At 37.2% G+C, this 20,691-nt stretch carries 18 protein-coding genes; 9 read left to right on the forward strand and 9 right to left on the reverse strand.

Annotated features, from left to right (window positions below):
• Positions 1-37: 37 nt before the first annotated feature.
• The 3 genes from NZD88_RS18570 to NZD88_RS18580 form a co-directional block, all read right to left on the reverse strand.
• The gene (locus NZD88_RS18570; RefSeq protein WP_259831108.1) at positions 38-1,309 is read right to left on the reverse strand and encodes an ABC transporter permease; all 1,272 of its coding nucleotides are present in this window, start codon (positions 1,307-1,309) and stop codon (positions 38-40) included.
• Between the two features lie 89 nt (positions 1,310-1,398).
• Positions 1,399-2,628 (reverse strand): ABC transporter permease, encoded by a 1,230-nt coding sequence (locus NZD88_RS18575; protein ID WP_169234973.1) that lies wholly within the window; start codon positions 2,626-2,628, stop codon positions 1,399-1,401.
• A 100-nt stretch (positions 2,629-2,728) separates the two neighbouring features.
• Positions 2,729-3,418 carry an ABC transporter ATP-binding protein gene (locus NZD88_RS18580; RefSeq protein WP_047449905.1) on the reverse strand — a complete coding sequence of 230 codons (690 nt, stop codon included), beginning with the start codon at positions 3,416-3,418 and terminating at the stop codon, positions 2,729-2,731.
• Between the two features lie 426 nt (positions 3,419-3,844).
• On the opposite strand from NZD88_RS18580, the gene NZD88_RS18585 reads away from it, so the two are divergent.
• From NZD88_RS18585 to NZD88_RS18620, 8 genes are all read left to right on the forward strand, one after another.
• A complete protein-coding gene (locus tag NZD88_RS18585) occupies positions 3,845-4,819 on the forward strand; it encodes a ribonucleotide-diphosphate reductase subunit beta (protein ID WP_259831110.1) in 975 nt (324 codons plus the stop codon).
• A gap of 133 nt (positions 4,820-4,952) precedes the next feature.
• Positions 4,953-5,240 (forward strand): hypothetical protein, encoded by a 288-nt coding sequence (locus tag NZD88_RS18590; protein WP_259831111.1) that lies wholly within the window; start codon positions 4,953-4,955, stop codon positions 5,238-5,240.
• Between the two features lie 48 nt (positions 5,241-5,288).
• Entirely contained in the window at positions 5,289-6,956 is a 1,668-nt protein-coding gene (locus NZD88_RS18595; RefSeq protein WP_259831131.1) for a ribonucleoside-diphosphate reductase subunit alpha, read from the forward strand.
• A 612-nt stretch (positions 6,957-7,568) separates the two neighbouring features.
• Positions 7,569-8,141: a hypothetical protein gene (locus NZD88_RS18600; RefSeq protein ID WP_259831113.1), complete on the forward strand. Its 573-nt coding sequence runs from the start codon at positions 7,569-7,571 to the stop codon at positions 8,139-8,141.
• Between the two features lie 6 nt (positions 8,142-8,147).
• A complete protein-coding gene (locus NZD88_RS18605; protein WP_259831114.1) occupies positions 8,148-9,716 on the forward strand; it encodes a hypothetical protein in 1,569 nt (522 codons plus the stop codon).
• A gap of 275 nt (positions 9,717-9,991) precedes the next feature.
• A complete protein-coding gene (locus NZD88_RS18610) occupies positions 9,992-12,085 on the forward strand; it encodes a T9SS type A sorting domain-containing protein (protein ID WP_259831115.1) in 2,094 nt (697 codons plus the stop codon).
• A 96-nt stretch (positions 12,086-12,181) separates the two neighbouring features.
• A complete protein-coding gene (locus NZD88_RS18615) occupies positions 12,182-13,072 on the forward strand; it encodes a DUF72 domain-containing protein (protein ID WP_169234966.1) in 891 nt (296 codons plus the stop codon).
• 125 nt (positions 13,073-13,197) lie between these two features.
• Complete coding sequence (locus NZD88_RS18620; protein WP_169234965.1) at positions 13,198-13,428, forward strand: hypothetical protein; 231 nt, start codon at positions 13,198-13,200, stop codon at positions 13,426-13,428.
• A gap of 74 nt (positions 13,429-13,502) precedes the next feature.
• Here NZD88_RS18620 and NZD88_RS18625 read toward each other — a convergent pair whose 3' ends face one another.
• The 6 genes from NZD88_RS18625 to NZD88_RS18650 form a co-directional block, all read right to left on the reverse strand.
• Complete coding sequence (locus NZD88_RS18625; protein WP_259831116.1) at positions 13,503-14,096, reverse strand: hypothetical protein; 594 nt, start codon at positions 14,094-14,096, stop codon at positions 13,503-13,505.
• A gap of 39 nt (positions 14,097-14,135) precedes the next feature.
• Complete coding sequence (locus tag NZD88_RS18630; protein WP_259831118.1) at positions 14,136-14,780, reverse strand: HD domain-containing protein; 645 nt, start codon at positions 14,778-14,780, stop codon at positions 14,136-14,138.
• The gene (locus NZD88_RS18635; protein ID WP_259831121.1) at positions 14,777-15,622 is read right to left on the reverse strand and encodes an alpha/beta hydrolase family protein; all 846 of its coding nucleotides are present in this window, start codon (positions 15,620-15,622) and stop codon (positions 14,777-14,779) included. Before NZD88_RS18635 ends, NZD88_RS18630 begins: the two co-directional genes overlap by 4 nt.
• A 90-nt stretch (positions 15,623-15,712) precedes the next feature.
• Positions 15,713-16,603, reverse strand: coding sequence for a ribokinase (locus NZD88_RS18640; protein WP_259831123.1), 891 nt, complete (start codon positions 16,601-16,603; stop codon positions 15,713-15,715).
• Positions 16,604-16,668: 65 nt separating this feature from the next.
• Positions 16,669-17,304 carry a DUF4241 domain-containing protein gene (locus NZD88_RS18645; protein ID WP_259831125.1) on the reverse strand — a complete coding sequence of 212 codons (636 nt, stop codon included), beginning with the start codon at positions 17,302-17,304 and terminating at the stop codon, positions 16,669-16,671.
• Between the two features lie 93 nt (positions 17,305-17,397).
• Positions 17,398-20,013, reverse strand: coding sequence for a valine--tRNA ligase (locus NZD88_RS18650; RefSeq protein ID WP_259831127.1), 2,616 nt, complete (start codon positions 20,011-20,013; stop codon positions 17,398-17,400).
• Between the two features lie 129 nt (positions 20,014-20,142).
• Between NZD88_RS18650 and NZD88_RS18655 the strand changes: the two genes are divergently transcribed.
• Positions 20,143-20,607, forward strand: coding sequence for a DUF1573 domain-containing protein (locus tag NZD88_RS18655; RefSeq protein ID WP_034729320.1), 465 nt, complete (start codon positions 20,143-20,145; stop codon positions 20,605-20,607).
• Positions 20,608-20,691: the final 84 nt, after the last annotated feature.

Below are 20,691 nucleotides of genomic sequence, written 5' to 3' on the forward strand. Positions count from 1 at the left end.
TATTTTTAAATTACTACATCAACCTATTACCAAATGATTATTCTGATCTCAAGGCTTCAATTGGCCGGATCTTTACTGCTCGCTGTGCAGGGATCATTCCGATAATTAAACCTAGAACAACCATTACCGCCATGGCTCCAAATACGTTTGCGTAGTTTACGGTTGGATTGTAGAAAGGAAATTCATCCTGGTTCTGAGTCACTGCATTTAAAATAATAAGGACAAAGATTCCACACATGAACCCGAGAATCCCCGAGGACAGTGTAATGACAACACTTTCCAGAAGAATCTGATTTCTTACTTCGGCAGGTTTCGCTCCTAAAGCTCTCCGAATTCCGATTTCTTTTGTTCTTTCTTTTACAGTGATCAGAAGGATATTCGATATGGCGATTACTCCGGCAAGAATGGTCAGCGTTCCAACGATAATGGTTAAAAGCTGCATCCCCGTAAGGAATCCTGTCAGTTTTTTAAATTCTTTACCCAGATTGAAACTTCCAAAGGCATTGGTATCTTCAGGAGATACTTTATTTTGGGTTTTCAATACCTGTTTTACACCTTCCTCTACTTCATTAACGTTAGCGTTAGGCTTACTTACAATCGCAAACATATCAATTTGCTCTCCGGCATTATACATTTTGGTATAGGTGGAAAGCGGAATAAACGCAGTCTGATCATTTTCAAATCCACCTCCTTTTTTGACTCTGAAAACACCAATTACATTAAAGAATATTCCTTTTATATTAACCTGTTTACCTACCGGGTTTTCTTTTTTCTTGGCATCAAAGAAATTTTTGTAAATCTCTTCTCCAATCACCACCACATTCTTATTACCCATAACATCAGCATCATTGATGTACCGTCCGAAAATGAGTTTCTTTTCTGAAATCTTATTTCCCACCGAATAATCTCCCGTAAGAGAATAGGTTCCATTTTTACCGTTTCTTGACATAGACTCGCCAGGGGTTCCGGTAAAGCTTCCTCTTGCATTTTGGGGTGAGATATAATCTATAGCACTCACTTTTCTTTTCAGCATATCCATATCGGATAAATTAAGATGAACCTGTCTGCCTTTAGGAAATCCATCGAAGGGAATAGAGGTTTTCTGAGCCCATAGAAAAATAGAATTGGTCGCAAAACCTGAAAATAGTTTATCAAAACCATTCTCCATCCCTTTTGCAGCTCCAAGAAGACTCACGTACAAAAACATTCCCCAGCCTACCCCAATCATGGTAAGGAACGTACGAAGCTTATTATTCCTCAATGAATAATAAATTTCCTGCCAAGTATCTTTTTTAAATAAAATGTTCACTTCTTTGAGTTATAAGTTTATACTATATAATTGATCATTGATGAATGATAAAACTGATAAGTTTATTTCCCATCATCACAAGCCCATCATTATTCTGTTCTTAATGCCTCTATCGGTTTGATTCTCGAAGCTCTGTATGCCGGAACGAATCCTGCAATAAGTCCTGAAAGTACCAAGGCGATAAATGCCATAAGGATTGTCACCCAACCTACACTCGGGCTTTTGATGAAATATTCTTCAAGACTGTCTCCTATTAAACTTAGCGCCAAAACGCCAATTCCAACTCCAACAATACCTGAAACTACTGTGATCACCACACTTTCCTGTACAATCAATGCTACAATACTCCTAGGTTTGGCACCGATAGCCTTACGGACACCGATCTCTTTGGTTCTTTCTTTTACGATATACACCATGATATTACTGATCCCGATAATTCCGGCCAACAAAGTTCCTAATCCAATAAAGCCTACGATGATGGTCAGTACCGCCATAAACTGAAATGTTTCGTTCATGTTTTTGGCATTATTCCAGACACGGACTCCGTTTTCATCGTCAGGAGCTACATTTTTTCTTGACTTTAGCCTGTCTTTAAGTTCGTCACCATATTTTATGGCTTCTTCGGGGGTCAGTTTTGGGTTATAGGCAATATATGCGGTAGATACGGTATCAGAGCCTTTTTTCATTTGCTGAAGGGTCGTAATAGGAACGGCAATATGTCTTTCATCCCAGTCTCCCCCATCATCAGAAAACACGCCTACAACTTTGAACATGGTTCCATTGATATTCAGGTCTTTCCCCACAGGACTTCCATTCTTGATCAGGTCACGCTGAACCATTCTTCCGATCACGGCCACATTTTGCTTTCTCACCAGGTCCATAGAGGTAAGATAGCGTCCATCGAGCATCTTCCTGTTCTCAATGATCTTTTCTCCTGGTTCTGCACCGTTTACCTGGTATGTACCACTTTCTTTCCCATATTTCACCATTAAACTGGTGCTGTATCTCGGGCTGGCATCGCCTACTTTTTCTTTATCTGTATTGATCAGGAAATCGTAGTCGTCATTATTCATCGTGACCGTTCTGTCAGACTGAAGTCCTTTATAGGCCATGGTGGTTTTACCCGTATAGATCGTGATAAGGTTCTGTGCATCTCTTGCAAAACCTTCGGTAAAGGCATTCTGCAGCCCCTTTCCAATTCCGAAAAGAACCACAAAAATAAATAGCCCTAAAGCCACTGTAAACCCCGAAAGCACTGTCCGCAATACATTACTGCGAATAGAACTGAATATTTCCTGCCACCGATCTAGGTCAAACATTTTTTATTGGTATTTAAAGATTGAATAATTTAAAGATTAAAAAATTGGGCTCTAAATTTTCAAATTATCTTATTATCAAATTTTCAAAAATCAGCACATTCTATAAAACGATCTGCTTAATAAACTCATCACTCTCAATGATGCCGTCTTTCAGGATTACGTTTCTTTTGGTCTGTGCAGCTACGTCAGGTTCATGGGTAACAACGATGATGGTTCTTCCTTCGTTATTGATATCCTGAAGAAGTTTCATAATATCATGCGTTGTTTTTGAATCCAGTGCTCCGGTTGGCTCATCTGCAAGCACTACTTTTGGATCTGTGATCAATGCTCTTGCGATTGCTACCCTCTGTTTTTGTCCACCGGAAAGTTCGTTGGGTAAGTGATCTGCCCATTGAGCAAGACCTACTTTCTCCAGATATTCCATCGCTTTCTTGTTACGCTCTTTTCTGGGAACGTTCTGATAGTATAAAGGAAGCGCCACATTTTCCAGAGCCGTTTTATAACTGATCAGATTAAAAGACTGAAATATAAAGCCTAAGAATTTGCTTCTGTATTCCGCAGCTTTCACCTCAGATAAATGTTCAATAGGAACGTTATCCAGCTCGTAAGTCCCAGAATCTTTTTCATCCAGAATACCGATGATATTAAGAAGCGTAGACTTTCCGGACCCGGAACTCCCCATAATAGAAACAAACTCGCCCTCAGAAATATTAAGATTAATTCCCTTAAGAACGTGCAACTTGCTTTTCCCCGTATCGTATGACTTATGTAAATCCTGAATTACTAACATTAAGTGATGCTTGTTTTATACCCCTATAAGTAGATGATATTTTCAATTTGTTACAAGAACCATAATATATTCGAATATTTTATTGTTTAACTGATTTTACCTTTATTCAAAGCACATTACAAACTTTTGTTTAACTGTAAGCCTTATTTTCCATTTATTTTTTACCCCGAACCCCCTGTAAGCCATTACCCGTGCTGGTTTCATGTAAATGTGGAAAACTTTTACAGTTAAAACTCAGCCAATTAGTATTTACCCCTTTCAAAATCAGTTCTTTTTTTCGAACTTTGTCATTAGTTCTTTACAAGAAACCGACATTGATCAATGTGAATATGTTTCAGATGTAAATACCAAACATACAAGAAGTTAAGCATTACTTCCAAGTTATCCACAGTGATGCTGATTATTTAATTTTAAAGCTATTTTAATATGGGAATTTTCGATAAGAGAGTAAGTTACAAGCCATTTGAATACCCTGAGGTTCTTCAGTTTGTAGAGGCGATTAACAAATCGTTCTGGGTGCATTCGGAAGTGGATTTTACTGCAGATGTTCAGGATTTTCATTCGCAGTTAGAGCCGAACGAAAAACACGCTGTGAAAAATGCGCTTTTAGCCATTGCACAGATCGAGGTGTCTGTAAAGACATTCTGGGGAAACCTATACAATCACTTACCAAAACCTGAATTCAATGGACTGGGCGCTACTTTTGCAGAATGTGAATTCCGTCATTCAGAAGCTTATTCCCGTTTGGTAGAGGTGTTAGGTTATAATGAAGAATTTACGAATGTTATAGAAATTCCTGCCGTAAAAAAGAGAATTGACTTCCTTTCCAACGTTCTGAAACACGCCAACTCTACGACACCGAAAGAATACGTATCTTCTCTTTTATTATTCAGTATTCTGATCGAAAACGTATCCCTTTTCTCACAATTTGCGATCATACTTTCTTTTACAAGATTCAAAGGATATATGAAGAATGTTTCCAACATTATCGCATGGACCTCTATCGATGAGCAAATCCACGCTAATGCAGGGATCTACCTGATCAACAAAATCCGTGAGGAACAACCGGATCTATTAACAGATTCAGATATCGAGGACATCTACACATTGGTAGATCAGTCTATTGAACTGGAAAGCGAAATCTTGGACTGGATCTTTGAATTAGGAGAATTAAGCTTTTTCTCAAAAGAAGACCTTCTGAACTTCATGAAATACCGTGTAGACGACAGTTTGAAGAAAATCGATATGGAAACCCGTTACAACGTTTCTCCTGAACAATACCGTCCAATGAAATGGTTTGAAGAAGAAGTTTTCGCCAATTCTATGGATGATTTCTTTGCTAAAAGACCGGTGGATTATACAAAACACGACAAGAGTATTACGGCGAACGATTTGTTTTAAGTAGAGCGCGAGCGAAGCGAGCGTCAAAACATATAGTATTAGCAATGTCATACTGAGCCAGCCGAAGCATTTCATCTTAATAAAAACACCTTCGCCCCTCAGAATAACAAAACAATTCTCAAGCACAAAAAAAATGATCAATGTAATTGTAACCTATACCGTACAGCCTGAATACGTTTCAGAGAACAAAACCCATATCCAAAAGTTTCTGGATGATTTTAAAAATCTGGACCAGGAGACATTTGAGTATAAGGTGTATGTAAAAGAAGACGGGGTTACTTTTGTACATTATTCAAATTATATCAATGAAGAGGTTCAGCATGAGGTTTTAAATGTACCGTCTTTTAAAGAGTTTCAACGATTAAGAGATGAAAGCGGACTGAACGGTACGCACAAAGTGGAAATTTTACAATCAATATAAAAAAGCAACAAAATTCCGGAGCATAACACTGCTCCGGAATTCGAAAATATAACATCTATGGAAGAACAAAATTCAAATATATGGTGGCTCAATGAAGAGTCTGAGCAGATGCTAAACAGAGGATATCTGTTAAAAGGGGAAACGGTAGACGGAGCCATCGACAGAATCACCACTGCTGCTGCAAAAAAATTATATAAGCCGGAACTACAAGCCGCTTTCAAAGAAATGATCGTGAAAGGGTGGATCAGTTTCTCTTCTCCGGTTTGGGCCAACATGGGAACACAGAGAGGTCTTCCTATCTCTTGTTTCAACGTTCACATCCCGGATAGCATTGAGGGCATTACTCATAAAATGGGTGAAGTAATCATGCAGACAAAGATCGGAGGTGGAACTTCAGGATATTTTGGAGAACTTAGAAACAGAGGTACTGCTGTTACAGATAACGGAAAATCTTCAGGAGCGGTTTCGTTCATGAAATTATTCGATACGGCAATGGATGTGGTTTCTCAAGGAGGCGTAAGAAGAGGTGCTTTTGCTGCTTATTTGGATGTTGACCATGGTGATATTGAAGAATTCTTATCGATCAAAGACATCGGAAGTCCTATTCAGAACTTATTTACAGGGATCTGCGTTCCTGATTACTGGATGCAGGATATGATTGACGGTGATATGGACAAACGTAAAATCTGGGCAAGAGTTCTTGAAAGCCGCCAGCAGAAAGGTCTTCCTTATATTTTCTTTACCGATAACGTTAACAGAAATAAGCCGCAGGTTTATAAGGATTTAGGAATGACTGTGAATGCAAGTAACCTTTGCTCTGAAATCATGCTTCCTTCTACGAGAGAAGAATCTTTCATCTGCTGTCTGTCCTCAATGAATTTGGAGCTGTATGACGAGTGGAAAGATACGGATGCTGTAAAATTAGCGGTTTATTTCCTGGATGCTGTTTTAACTGAATTTATCGAAAAAACAGAAGGAAACTATTACCTTCAGGGAGCAAGAAACTTCGCATTGCGTCACAGAGCGCTTGGATTGGGAGTTTTAGGATACCATTCTTATCTACAGAAAAATATGATTCCGTTTGAAAGTTTTGAGGCGACTCAGTTCAATGCAAAAGCTTTCAGACATATCAAAGAGCAGGCAGAAACTGCTTCAAGAGAATTAGCCAATATTTATGGTGAACCGGAACTATTGAAAGGTTACGGATTGAGAAACACCACCACAATGGCTATCGCTCCTACCACTTCAAGTTCTGCGATCTTAGGACAGACTTCTCCCGGAATTGAGCCATTTGCTTCCAATTATTATAAAGCTGGTCTTGCTAAAGGAAACTTCATGCGTAAGAACAAATACTTAGCGAAATTGTTAGAAGAAAAAGGCCTTGACAATGAGGAAACCTGGAGAACAATCATGCTAAACCACGGTTCCGTACAGCATTTAAAAGAGCTTACTGACGAAGAGAAAGCAGTATTTAAAACATTTAAAGAGATTTCTCCAATGGAAATTATCTCTCAGGCTGCTCAAAGACAGCAATACATTGACCAGGCCCAGTCTCTGAACCTACAGATTCCTTCCACAATGCCTGTAAAAGATGTTAACTACCTTTATATTGAGGCTTGGAAAAAAGGTGTAAAAACACTTTATTATCAAAGAAGTTCTTCTGTCTCTAAAGAAATGATGGTTAATTTTGTTAGCTGTTCTGCTTGTGAGGCATAATATCCATCAATAATAAACATCAACATAGTAAAGCACGCTTTTTGGCGTGCTTTTTTTGTTAGATTAAACTTTAACACAATTTTAACATTTGAGTCTGAAAAATCTATTTTCCCGTTAATCATTCATTGATACTGAAAATATCGGCTGCCCACTCCCTAAGCAGTGAATCAAGTACCTGTACGACAGATCTTTATTTATTATTATCAAGCAATTTTATATACATTTGTTTAAAATTTTAATTAAGATTGGCAAACTGAATGATTTTTTAACCAACATTAATTCATTTAAAAATTAAACATTTATAACCAAAAACAAGAAATTGATTAAAATATTGCATTTTGGAATTTTATTAAAAAATAAATAATTAGCAAAAACACAAAACAAAATCAAAGAAAACCTAAATGCATGAATACACATAAAAACACACAAAATAGTTAAACACAAATCACCAAATGATGAATTTAAACTCAATTTGTTTCTTTTAATTAAAATTAATAATAAACAAATATCATTTAAAACACAAAACACACAAAACCTTTATATTAAACAATTATTTTTCTATTGGCAAGAAATTTGTTAATAGTACAAACACACAAAAAAATTATTTCGAAAATGCACAAAATTATCACTTTAATTTTGGTAATGGCTTTCTGCTCCATTACCGCACAGGTGGGCATTAACACATCCTCCCCTGATCAAAGCTCTATTTTAGATATTACCAGTACTTCTAAAGGAGTTTTACTCCCAAGAATCAGCAATCTTTCATCGGTTACCAACCCCGCTACAGGACTCGTTATTTTTGATACCAACAAAAAATGTATCAGCCAAAACGTAGGTACTCCGGCAACTCCTGACTGGGTATGCCTTTCTCCGTATGTAGCTAAATTCTTCTACATGCCAAGTGTGGTTTTTGATACGACAACGATTGCAGCAGGACAGACAAAAGACCTGTACACTTTGTATAAAAATCAGTTTTCGAATGTTCCGGCAAATGCAAGAAGTGCATCGGCTCCGGCCTCGATTCCGTTTTTTCCCAATGCAACAGATCTGCACTATTACGTAACGGGCTATGATGCTACGGTTTTTAAGATAAACAGCATCAGCAACACGGGCGTATTAAATTATGATGTTTTATCAAATGCTACTTCAGCATCTTTTATCAACATCGTATTTGTCGTAAAATAAGCAGCCATGAAAAAGAATTTTAAAGGGCTATCTCTGATGAGCCTGGTTTTCTCACTGCTTACTAATTTCTTGTATGCACAGACAGACAGTACTGAAGTAGCAAGTATTTACGGGTTTTATTCCTATTCAAGTTCACTAATGAATGCTTCTTCAGCATCAGAACTTACCATACAGGGAAATGCATCGCATACTTCTACAGGAGTACAACTTACTCCCGCGGCTTCAGGACAGTTTGGAGGATTGTTTATCAACGGAAGAACTTTTACTTCAGTAAACGGGCTTCATGTTGAATTTGAATATGATATGAAAAACGGAACACCACTAGGTGGTGCTTATGGTGATGGTTTATCATTTTTCCTTTATGATGGTTCGGTAGCAAGTCCTACGATCGGAGCACCGGGTGCTGGTATCGGATATGCGTACAACAGAACACAGAACACCTACGCAAGCCAAAGAAAAGCTGGTCTATCAGAGGCTTACCTGGGCATTGCTCTGGATGAGTTCGGAAATTTCAAATCGAAGCGTTTTCAGGGTGAATCCAGAATCAATGGTATTGCCGGAGTTGCCTGGAGCCAGACGGCAAGCCATGTGACTTTAAGAGGAGCAAGAGGAGCTGCGATTAATGCCAATGGTCTAGGATTAGGATATACGGGATATCCGGTTTTGGTTACCCGATCTACTTTAAGCAATTCAGGAACTGTGGGCAGAATCCTGCAAGCGGACAGAAGCTATCTGGCAACTTCCAACAGCCTTTCTTCCATATTTGATCTTAGAAATAATGCCGGAGAATTCAGAAAGGTATACCTTGACCTGATTCCGCACTTCACAACCCCTACTACAACGGATGGCTTTGATGTAAAGGTGGATATCCAGACCACTCAAAACGGAACACCTACCAATATTATCAACTATTATCATTATAAAACGTCAGTGCCTTACACTGAAAACGCGAATCCGCAGACAACTGATTTTAACACTTCAGATACGGAAGGACCTGCTACTTCTCACACCTTAGATGCAACGGTTCCGGCTGTGCTTAAGCTTGGTTTTGCAGCTGCCACGGGAGCGGCTTTTCAGCAGCATATCATCCGAAATGTGAAACTTACTCTTCCTTATGCGGCCGTTGCCAGTGATGATGTAGCTTCTACGTGTAAATTTCAGCCAGTCGTTATTCCTGTTTTTAATAATGATATTGCTTATAAAGGTGCAATCAGCATTACTACTCCACCTACTGCAAGCAATGCGAATATCGATTATTCAACCTTCAGTTTTACAAAAACCAATGATACGGACCTTACCTTGTACCGTAAAAAAGTAACTCCGCAAGGAACATGGTCTTACAATAAATCTACAGGTATTGTTACCTTCACTCCTTCAAGTGGATTTACAGGAACCGCAACAATGACCTATACGATAAAAGGAAGAACAGTAAAAGATTCAAACGGGAAAATCATTGAACCTTACGGGGATACCGCTTATCGATCTGTTCCAGCTACTATTACGGTTAATCTAAAAACTTCAGGCTGTATTTATCCTGTTATTTCAAATAGAATGGTAACACAGGGTGTAAAATAAGACGACAAAACAAATTCAGCTATAAAACAGCATAAAACCATAGAAATTTCTATGGTTTTTGTTGTCTAACGCTAAACCCTATTTAATAAAAGGACTTTTTATATTTTGAAACAACAAACCTCAAAAAAATATTACAAATATTACCGGATATAATCCCTGTATATGATATAAATACAAACAATGAATAAAATTTACAATGAAATTCAAAAAAAAAATTTACTTTTGCAGGATTAGTTCTAATTCATAGGAATTGGAACTTTAATAAAAACACATTCATGAAAAAAATTATTCTTACCCTCTCGGTAAGCTGTTTTTCTATGGCTTACTCTCAAAATTTAAATTTTGCAGATTCAAAGTTTAAGACTTTAATCTTAAGCTCCAGTACAAGCAACGATATTGCTAAAAACATCAGTGGAAACCCTATTGCGGTCGACACCAACGGGGATGGAGAAATTCAGGTTTCGGAAGCACAGCAAGTAAAAATTTTAACTATCAAAAAGGACGGAACCGTTGCATATAACGACCTCCCAGATAATGTTGACGATGCAAAGCTTTTCTCTAACATGGAGGAGCTGTATATTTACCATACGAAGTCTGCAGTCATTAGTTTTCTTGGACATACTAAAATTAAAAAAGTATTATACACAGGAACAGGTGAATTTGCAGATGGTTCGGGTATGTCTCAGGTAGTTCCGGTAGATTTTTCTTTTGATAATTGTTCAGCGGTACAAGACATCAATCAGTTTGCCTCTGATATTAATATGGCTACCCCTGTTAGCAAAATCCTGAGATTTAAGAATTGCCCGCAACTTACCGGAAATATGATCATCAATTCTAAAGACATTAAAGAACTTTATCTTGAGAGTTTGAATATCAACACCTTAACATTCAATTCTTGTCAATTTTTGGGGAAAATATCTGTTCCAAACTTAAATACTTTAACAAAAGTTTCCGTTTTAGGACTCCCTTATTCTGTAGGGATATCTATTAACCAAAATATTGAATTGATTGCCAATAATTGTACTAATTTACAGGAAATCATTGCGGATACAGATCATTATAATACCAATGGAGCCTATTTTTCTTCTGTAAATCTTAATGGAGCCAGCAATCTTAAAAAAATTAAAGGACTCAATACAGCAACTATTGATTTTTCAACAGCCGGGTTGGTAAATCTTGAGGAACTTGACTGTTCATTTTATAATAGAAATACTTATTCTACCACTTCAGGGGTCTACTTTGGGGATGTAACATCTCTGAATCTTACCGGCTTACCAAAACTTAAAATATTAAAAGCTTTCAATCAGAAGATCACTAATAATGTCAACTTTAGCACTGCACAGAATCTGGAAAACATCGACATTACAGGCTCTGCAGGTTACATGAATTGGGTAAATGTGAATAACCTTGCTCATTTACATACTTTAAAAACCGATAGATTTGAAACATCCAATACTCAGGGCAACGATAATCTTCAAAAGATTAGTGCCAAAAACTGTACTGTTTTAACAAACCTGGTCTTTAGGAATAATAATCATTTAAAAGAATTGGATATACAAAATTGTTTAAGCCTGCAAAGGTTAGCCATTGGTTTCAATGTCCTTAATAGTGATGGAATATTTACAGAATTGCAAACGGTAAATTTACAACAATGTACGGGGCTTCAGGATCTAACGATAAACAACACCGAAATTAATGCTTTAAATACTAGTGAATGTGTTGCTCTAAAGTCACTGGAACTTGCTCAGAACAGCTTACTTCCAGCTGTAAATGTTTCCAATAATATCAATCTGGAAGATCTGACGGTAACTAGTTTACCTTTAGTATCAAGCATAAATACTTCTGCAAATATCAATTTAAAAAATGCTTATTTTAATAACTGTCCCCAAATTACTGATCTGAATTTTTCAAATTCTCCCAATTTTCAGTATTTAACTCTGTGGAACATGCCTAATCTTACTTCTACCAATATAAGAAACAGCTCTATTGAAGAAGGACTTGATTTTATGAATTATAGCAGTAACCTTTCTGTTTGTGTGGATAATGCCCAGTTAAATGACGTACAGAGTATGTATCCTGACATTACATTTACAACCAATTGTGGAAGTTTCTTAGCAACAAACGATTCAAAAAGTAACAAGATTGAAATTATAGCTTCTCCAAATCCAGTTAAGGATTTTATCCAGTTAAAGTCTGAAGATAAAATCAAGAATATAAAAATATTTGATGCGCAAGGAAGAGCTATTTTCCAGCAAAGCTTCAATCAGGATTTAGTCCGAATTGATCTTTCCGCTTATCCTCATGGAATATATGTATTAAAGATTAAAACCGATAAAACCGAAATTTCTAAAAAAATCATAAAAGAATAGCCTGTTTTAAAATAGCACTTTGAACAAAAACCGTAGAATCATCTATGGTTTTTGTTTTATATTTGTTACACTAGTTTAATCCTAAAAATACCAGATATGAAATTCGGACAAGTAGAAGACCCTTCAAAAATAGATTTTACACTTCCTAAGGATCATTCCAGAACTAAGGAAATTTTAAATCAAAATAAAAAAGGACTGGAAAATATTTCCATAGGATGTGCTAAATGGAATAAAACCGATCTTAAAGGATTTTATCCTAAAGGAACTAAAGACGAATTGACATATTACGCCACACAGTTTAATTCTATTGAACTGAATGCTACTTTTTATGGAATGCCTACCCCCGAACAGGTCGCAGTCTGGAAAGAAAAAACACCTGAAAATTTCAAGTTCTTCCCCAAAATAACCAATACGGTTTCTCACTTCAGAAGACTGATTGATGTGACTGAACCGGTGACCCACTTTGCATCGGCAGTGATGAACTTTGATGAAAAACTGGGTATGGCTTTTCTACAGCTTCATGATAATTTTAAGCCTAAAGATTATGACAGGCTGGAAAAATTTGTTAAAGACTGGCCCAAAGAAGTTCCTCTTGCCATTGAACTTAGGAATACGGAATGGTTTACGGACGAAGAAATTTTCAATACAACCTGTGATCTTTTTGAAGCCCACAATATCACCAACATTATTGTAGACACTGCAGGAAGAAGAGACATGCTTCATATGCGCCTTACCACTCCCAATGCATTTATACGATACGTTGGTGCCAATGCAGAAAGCGACTATGAAAGGCTGGACGATTGGTTGGCCCATCTTACCAAATGGAAAAAGGAAGGTATTCAGAATGTGTATTTCTTTGTGCACCAGAATCTTGAAAAAGCATCTCCGCTACTGTCTGCCTATTTCATCAAAAAAATGAATGAGGAATGGAAAACTGATATTCACATTCCGCAGATGGCTTCAGATAATAATGGTACATTGTTTTAGCGGTTATTAAAATACCGTGCACTTTTCATCCTGGCTTTTAAAAAGCTGTTTTAATAGAAAAAATTTAGTACCTTAGGATATATGCCACCCATATAGGGACAGGCATTTCTAAAATACAAAATGTCATGGGAGAAAAAATTTGCACAATCAGCATTGCCAGTAATTGGCTCGGTGATGAATATACATTTTATGAAGATCATACCATAAAAAGGGTCTACGATAACCACAGTCTGAGCGCCAATCGCACCGAATGGCTGGAACCGCATCAGATCAGTAAACAGAATAAAGATAAATTGGTCAAAAGCTGCCCTGAAGAATTTAAAGAGCAGGTGATGCAGATCCTGGATTATCCATAATACATAGGTAATACATAATGAGCAATAAATAATTTTTAGATTGTGTTTAAAAATTATTTATTGCTCATTATTGCTTATTGCTTATTTTTTCTGACTATAAGTACCAGGTTCAGGAAAAGAAGAAGAAAATCCAAAGACACCCAGATTCCCAGCTTTGCATTTTCATAATTATAAGCATCTACTTCTTTTTTTGCAGTCTCAGAGAGCTTTACACTTTGATTGATATAGTTCTGTACTTCTACGATCTGGTCAATATTTTTGTTGGGTACAGCATGCTGCGAGAAATAGACCATATTTTTTTTTCCGAGATATCCTATGATCCAGTATTCATCGGACTTATCCATTTTAAGATATTCTACCCTATAATATTCCGGACGTATTTTTCCAATATGTTTAGGTTCCAGATTTCCGTGTTTAGCGCTATCTACTTTAATGAGATAAAAATCCAGGGTCTGAGGAAGTTTATTAACGACCTGCAGTCCAACAGAATTATCTACAAAACTTACCGCGCTTTTTTTAATAAACCAGTATGTAAAAGTAGATATTGAAAAAACTACCGTGAGTATACGGAAGAGTTTTGCCCATTTTGCCACCCTTCCCGATTTTACTTTAGACAAAACCAGAGAAAGCACACAAGCCCAAAAGATAACAAAAATGATAAATACCATACTGCAAAGATACTGATTTAAGATTTTTCGGGAAAAGTCTTAATCAACATTCCACTCTTTGAAAAACTGATCAAGAAATCCCAGCATATAATCATGTCTTTCCTGTGCCAGCTCCTTCCCTTTCGTAGTATTCATAAGATCTTTCAAAAGCAGAAGTTTTTCGTAGAAATGATTAATGGTGGTTCCGTTGGATTTTTTATACTGATCTTTAGACATATTCAGGCTGGGCTGGATTTCCGGATCATACATAGGATTGTTTTTAAAACCTCCGAAATTGAATGTCCTTCCGATTCCGATAGCACCGATAGCATCAATACGGTCGGCATCCTGTACAATTTTAAGCTCGACAGGCAGCTCGGCAGGAACCTCAGCTCTGTTCTTGAACGAAATATTTTTAATGATAAATAAAACCTTTTCTATGACGTCTTCCGAAACCTGCTGTCCTTCTAAAAATTCTCTTGCGATCCTGGGAGCTATGGTTTCGTCTCCGTTGTGAAACTTGGGATCTGCAATATCATGCAACAACGCGGAAAGTTCTACAACCTCCAGGTTACAGTCTTCTGTGACTGCAATTTTTTTTGAAAGCTTCCATACTCTTTCAATATGATACCAGTCGTGTCCGGCTTCAGCGCCTTCCAATTTTTCTTTTACAAATTCTACGGTGTTTTCGATCGTACTTTTCATTGAGCTGTCAATTCGTTTAAAATAATGTTCCAGAGTTTTTTATTATAACTTCTAAAAAAATTGATGTGTCCGATCTCTCTTTTGTCAGATTCAGAGGTTTTCACCAGCCTGTAGGAAGGTTTAAGGTTAGGATAGGTATTGTTTAAAAGGCTTAATACACCTTTTTCAGTCAGCCATGCATCGTCTTCCGCCCGGATCACAAAGACTTTTTGTGTCAAATTTTTAGAATAGTCAACCATTTTCTCCAACAATCTGTTGGTTGATTTCCTGTTTAAAATTAAGGTTCTCCAGTCATATGCACAATTTTTTGGAAGACTTTCTCCAAGCCCAAACCAATTGGCGGGAAAATACCCTAATAATCCGGTAGTTAAAGGCTGAACAATTCCGAACCCAAGATAAGCTTCAATTCTTGTCCCTAATTTCAGGTTTCCCACAAATGCATTCTGGGTTCCCACAAAAACAAATTCGTGAAACATTTCAGAATCTTCATTCATTCCCAGGATCAATGCCCCGACTGAATGTCCCAGACAGTACTTTTTATATTCCGAAAATTCAGTTTTAATATATTGTGTAAGGGTTTTGTAGTCTTCAGAGCCCCAGATCCTCATTGAGGCCTTAAAACCTTTCATCTGATCCGGTTTTGAAAGTCCGATTCCCCTGTAATCGTAAGCAAGTACCGTAAAGCCATGGTCTGAAAAGAAACGGGCGAATGAGAAATATATCTGTTGTTTGACACCCGTTGCCGAGTTGATCAGAAGCAGTTTCCCATTGCTTTTTTCAGGCCTGAAAAGATGAACCGACAGAGATACATGATCTTTTGTAATGAGTTCCAGTTTTTCCATAGTGTAAAAAGAAAAAATCCACTATAAAAGTGGAGATTTTACTTATATTTTTATGTTAAGTTTCTGACTTTCGATATGTGGCAAATAGCTTTAGGAAAAGAAATCCGACATTCTGGGAAGTCCGGTCTGCGACCCTTTCCCTCCGGAAACCCTTGAAGAAACCTCGTTTCCGAATTTCACACAATCCTCAATTGTATTTCCATGGCAGAGTGCTACGGCAAATCCTGAAATAAAGGCATCGCCCATTCCCATTTTGTAAACGGTCTCGTCTTTGTCGTTTCTGTAATACTTCATTTCGGTTCCATCAAAATAGATCGTCGAATTCGTATCGTCTCTTACAAAAACTTTGTTGACATATTTTTTTAGAATCTCTTCTCTCTTCTCTTCCCCGAAAACGGTATGAAGTTCGCTACTTTTTGCAACAATAAAATCTACGTTTTCGATAATTCCTTTACTCACCTTCATAGCTGGTGAAGCATACAGTCCTACCTTTTTTCCGTATTTTTTCGCTTTTCTTATGGTATATTCTACCACCTCCATCGCTACTTCAAGCTGAACAAGAATAAGGTCTACCGTCTGAAAATACCGGTCCGCTTCTTCTATATGCTGAATACTCAGGCATTTATTAGCAGCAGGAACCACTACAATAGCTGCATTCCCATGACTGGTAGTTACATAGGCTGTACCTGTAGATTCCATATCCGTCTCATGGACAAAGCCTACATTTACGTTTTCCCCTACCAGATTCCGCATGATCTGTTGCCCCAGAGGATCCATACCTACACAGCCAATAAAATAAACACTGGCTCCCAATCTTGAGGTTCCTACCGCCTGATTGGCGCCTTTACCTCCAAAATAGCTATCTGAATTAACGGCCAAAACCGTTTCATTGGGCTGAGGTATTTTTTCGGTTTCTAAAACCAGATCTATAGAAGAGCTGCCTACAACAATAATTTTGGGTTGTTCTGATGAGAAGTTCATTGGTGTTTTATGTTAGTTTAATATAATCTATTCAGAAAACTAAGTTTCAAAAATAACTAATTTAATTAACTTATCTCAATAAATTCAGTAATTATCTTCACAGGCTTGTGATCTTTATCGTATGCAATGTAGCTCGCATAAAAACCTTCACCATATCCAGTTTCAAACGCGAAAATGGTACCAGGATGCTCATCAGCCGGTTTCAGGAATGCATATTGATCGATAGCTCCCTTTTCATCAAAGAAATACTCATGAAAGAATTCTTCATAGATCCCCATGAAATCTGCGCCTTTGCTATGATACAGTCTTTTTTCAAGTTCGTTAAGACTGGTTTGAGTATCTACGTCCATCAGGCATCCCATTCCGCTTTCTACAGGATATCCAAAAACCTCTTCATCAGCAAGATCTTTCACATTTTGTCCTGCAGTAACTGCCATTTCCCATTCTGTGATTTCCGTATTGCTAAAAATAACCTCTGCATATGCTACACAGTTGCTTTCTCTTTCTTTATGCAGTAAAACAGAAAAATTCCCCTTTGGAAATTCTGTAGTGAAAGGCTGCATATCATTGGTGATCAAAGGATCACAGGCAACCAGTTTTCCACTTGAAAGGTAGAGTTTCCCAACTTCAAAGCTTTCCAGTAAAGGGCTTTCTACGAAGTTCTTTGAGAACAGCTTTTTTATGTTTTCTAGGTGTGTCATTTATTCTTAATTATTTAAACTGTCAGGCTGAGTACAGATAAAAATCTGTGCTCAGCCTGACATTCCGACAAACTTATTATCTATCTTTTAAATTTACAAACTCTTCAGCTTCTCTTCTAAGATAACAATTTTATCCTGAGCATCTTTCTGTTTTTGGCGTTCTACCTCTACAACCTCAGGTTTAGCATTGGCTACAAATTTTTCATTGGAAAGCTTCTTGTCAACAGAAATAAGGAATCCTTTTAAATAGGCTAATTCTTCTTCTGTCTTCTTTTTCTCTTCGCCTAAATCTAAATTATCGCTCAGAGGAATAGAAACTTCAGTCGCTCCAACTAGGAATGTAAAGCTTGGCTTATCTGTTTTTTCACCGAAATGAATTTCAGCAACATTACCCAATTTCTTAATTACAGATCCATTTGCAAATTCTGAAGCGTTTGTATAAATTTCTACCACTTCTTTTGGAGAAATACCTTTTGTCTGACGGTAATTTCTAACCCCTGAAATAACTTCTGATGCCGTTTCGAAGTTTTTAATAATATCTTCGTTAAATGCTTCCGCTTTTTTCTGCTGAGCAATAATCAAAGCTTCATCTCTGTTTCTTTCAGAAATTAACTGCCAGATTTCTTCGGATTGGAAAGGCATAAACGGATGCAGCAGTTTCATTAACTCTTCAAAGAAAATAACGGTTCTGTCATAAACTTCCTTAGAAATTCCTTCTCCGTAATTAGGCTTGATCGCTTCCAAATACCAACCACAGAAATCGTCTTTAACTAATTTTTGAATTAAGTGTAAAGCATCTGAGATTCTAAACTTATCAAATTGATCATTAATTTCAGCAATTGATTTGTTTAATTGATTTTCAAACCATTCTATAGTCTGAGTTTCTGTAGAATTTGCAGGCTTGTCTTCATGGTTCCACATGTTGATCAAACGGAAAGCACTCCAGATTTTCGTCATGAAGTTTCTTCCCTGAACCATCAGGTCTTCATCAAACAACAGATCATTTCCTGCAGGTGCACTTAGTAAACTTCCTACACGAACGCCGTCTGCCCCATATTTAGAAATCAGCTCCAAAGGATCCGGTGAGTTTCCTAATTGTTTAGACATCTTTCTTCTTAGCTTATCTCTTACAATACCTGTAAAATAAACATTTTTGAATGGAACTTCTTTTCTGTATTCCAATCCGGCCATGATCATTCTGGCTACCCAGAAGAAAATAATATCCGGACCCGTTACCAAATCTGATGTAGGATAATAATAATTGATATCTTTATTTTCAGGATCAAGTAATCCATCGAAAACAGACATTGGCCACAACCATGATGAGAACCAGGTGTCAAGAGCATCTTCATCTTGTCTTAGATTCGATGTTTCGAGATCCGGGTTTCCTGTTTTTTCTTTAGCCAAGACTAAAGCGTCTTCGATGTTTTCTGCAACTACAAAATCATTTTCTCCCTCTCCATAGTAGAAAGCAGGAATCTGCTGTCCCCACCAAAGCTGACGGGAGATATTCCAGTCACGGATGTTTTCCATCCAGTGTTTGTAGGTATTCTTAAACTTCTCAGGATAGAATTTAACCTCATCATCCATTACTACATCTAAAGCGGGTTTAGCAATTTCAGACATTTTCAGGAACCACTGAACTGAAACTTTAGGCTCGATAACAGCCCCTGTTCTTTCTGATGTCCCTACTTTATTCACATAATCTTCTGCTTTCAACAAAAGATCTTTCTCTTCTAATTCTTTTGCAATTTGCTTTCTTACATCAAATCTATTTTTACCAGCATAATGTAAACCATGCTCGTTAAGATTTCCATCGTCATCCAAAGCATCAATCATTTTCAACTGATGTTTCTGTCCGATTTCGTAGTCATTGGTATCATGGGCAGGTGTAATTTTCAAAGCACCCGTTCCAAATTCAATATCTACATAGTCATCTTCAATGATGGGGATCACTCTGTTGACGATCGGTACGATTACATTTTTGCCTTTCAGATGAGCATATCTTTCATCATTCGGGTTGATACATACGGCGGTATCCCCGAAAATAGTTTCGGGACGCGTTGTAGCAACAGAAAGAAATTCTTCTGTTCCTTCTATTTTATATTTCAGGAAATATAATTTTCCGTTCTGCTCTTTAAATATTACCTCTTCGTCAGAGATATTGGTTTTGGCTTCCGGATCCCAGTTAACCATTCTGTATCCTCTGTAGATCAATCCTTTATTATATAGATCTACAAAGCTTTTGATCACCTGCTGAGACATTTTATCTTCCAGAGTAAAACGTGTTCTGTCCCAATCACAAGAGCAACCCAACTTTTTTAACTGCTCAAGGATGGTTCCTCCATATTTGTCGGTCCATTCCCAGGCATGTTTTAAGAATTCTTCGCGGGTAATATCTGATTTATTGACCCCTTCAGACTTCAGTTTAGCAACAACTTTGGCTTCAGTGGCAATTGAAGCGTGATCTGTGCCCGGAATCCAGCAGGCATTAAAGCCCTGCATTCTTGCACGGCGGACGAGAACATCTTGAATGGTATTGTTCAGCATATGTCCCATGTGTAATATCCCCGTTACGTTTGGCGGAGGAATTACCACAGTATATGGTGGTTTCTCATTAGGTTCTGAATGGAAATATTTGTTTTCCATCCAGAAGTTGTACCATTTCTGTTCAGTTTCCTGTGGATTGTACTTTTCTGAAATCTGCATAAAATTCTATTTCTTTTGCTTACAATTTGCAAAAATAGTCTAAAGAAAAAAAATTTTAAGTATGAATTAAAATAATTTTTAACTTTGTTTCTCAAAATTTATCTAACAAACATATTAACATTCAAGAATATGAAAAAATTAATTGCAGGAATTGCATTATTTGGAACATTTGCATTGGCATCTGCACAGACTATTACATTTGATAAAACTACATTTGACTATGGTACAATCAAGCCAAGTGCAGACGGTACAAGATTTTTCACAGTAACCAATACAGGTGACAAACCCTTGATCCTTTCCAATGTAAAGCCTTCTTGCGGATGTACAACTCCTGAGTTCAGCCAGGACCCGATCATGCCAGGAAAATCTGCTAAGATCAAAGTAGGATATAATACTACTCTTAACGGACCTTTCAATAAAATGATTGAGGTTTTCTCTAATGACCCGGCTAACAGCAGAAGCGTAATCTACATCAAAGGTAATGTAGACGCCAGCGCTCCTGAACCGAAGCCGTTGACAGCTGAAGAGCAAAAAGCAGCAGCTAAAGCTGAAAAGAAAGCCGCTAAACTTGCTAAAAAAGCAGCAGCAAAGTAATCTCTATTGACTAGTCCTGAAAATCCGATACATATTACAGGACAAAAATAAATAATTAAACCAGAGCAAATTTGTTTTTGCTTT

It is taken from the genome of Chryseobacterium pyrolae (genome assembly GCF_025153485.1).
GTDB lineage: Bacteria > Bacteroidota > Bacteroidia > Flavobacteriales > Weeksellaceae > Chryseobacterium > Chryseobacterium antibioticum.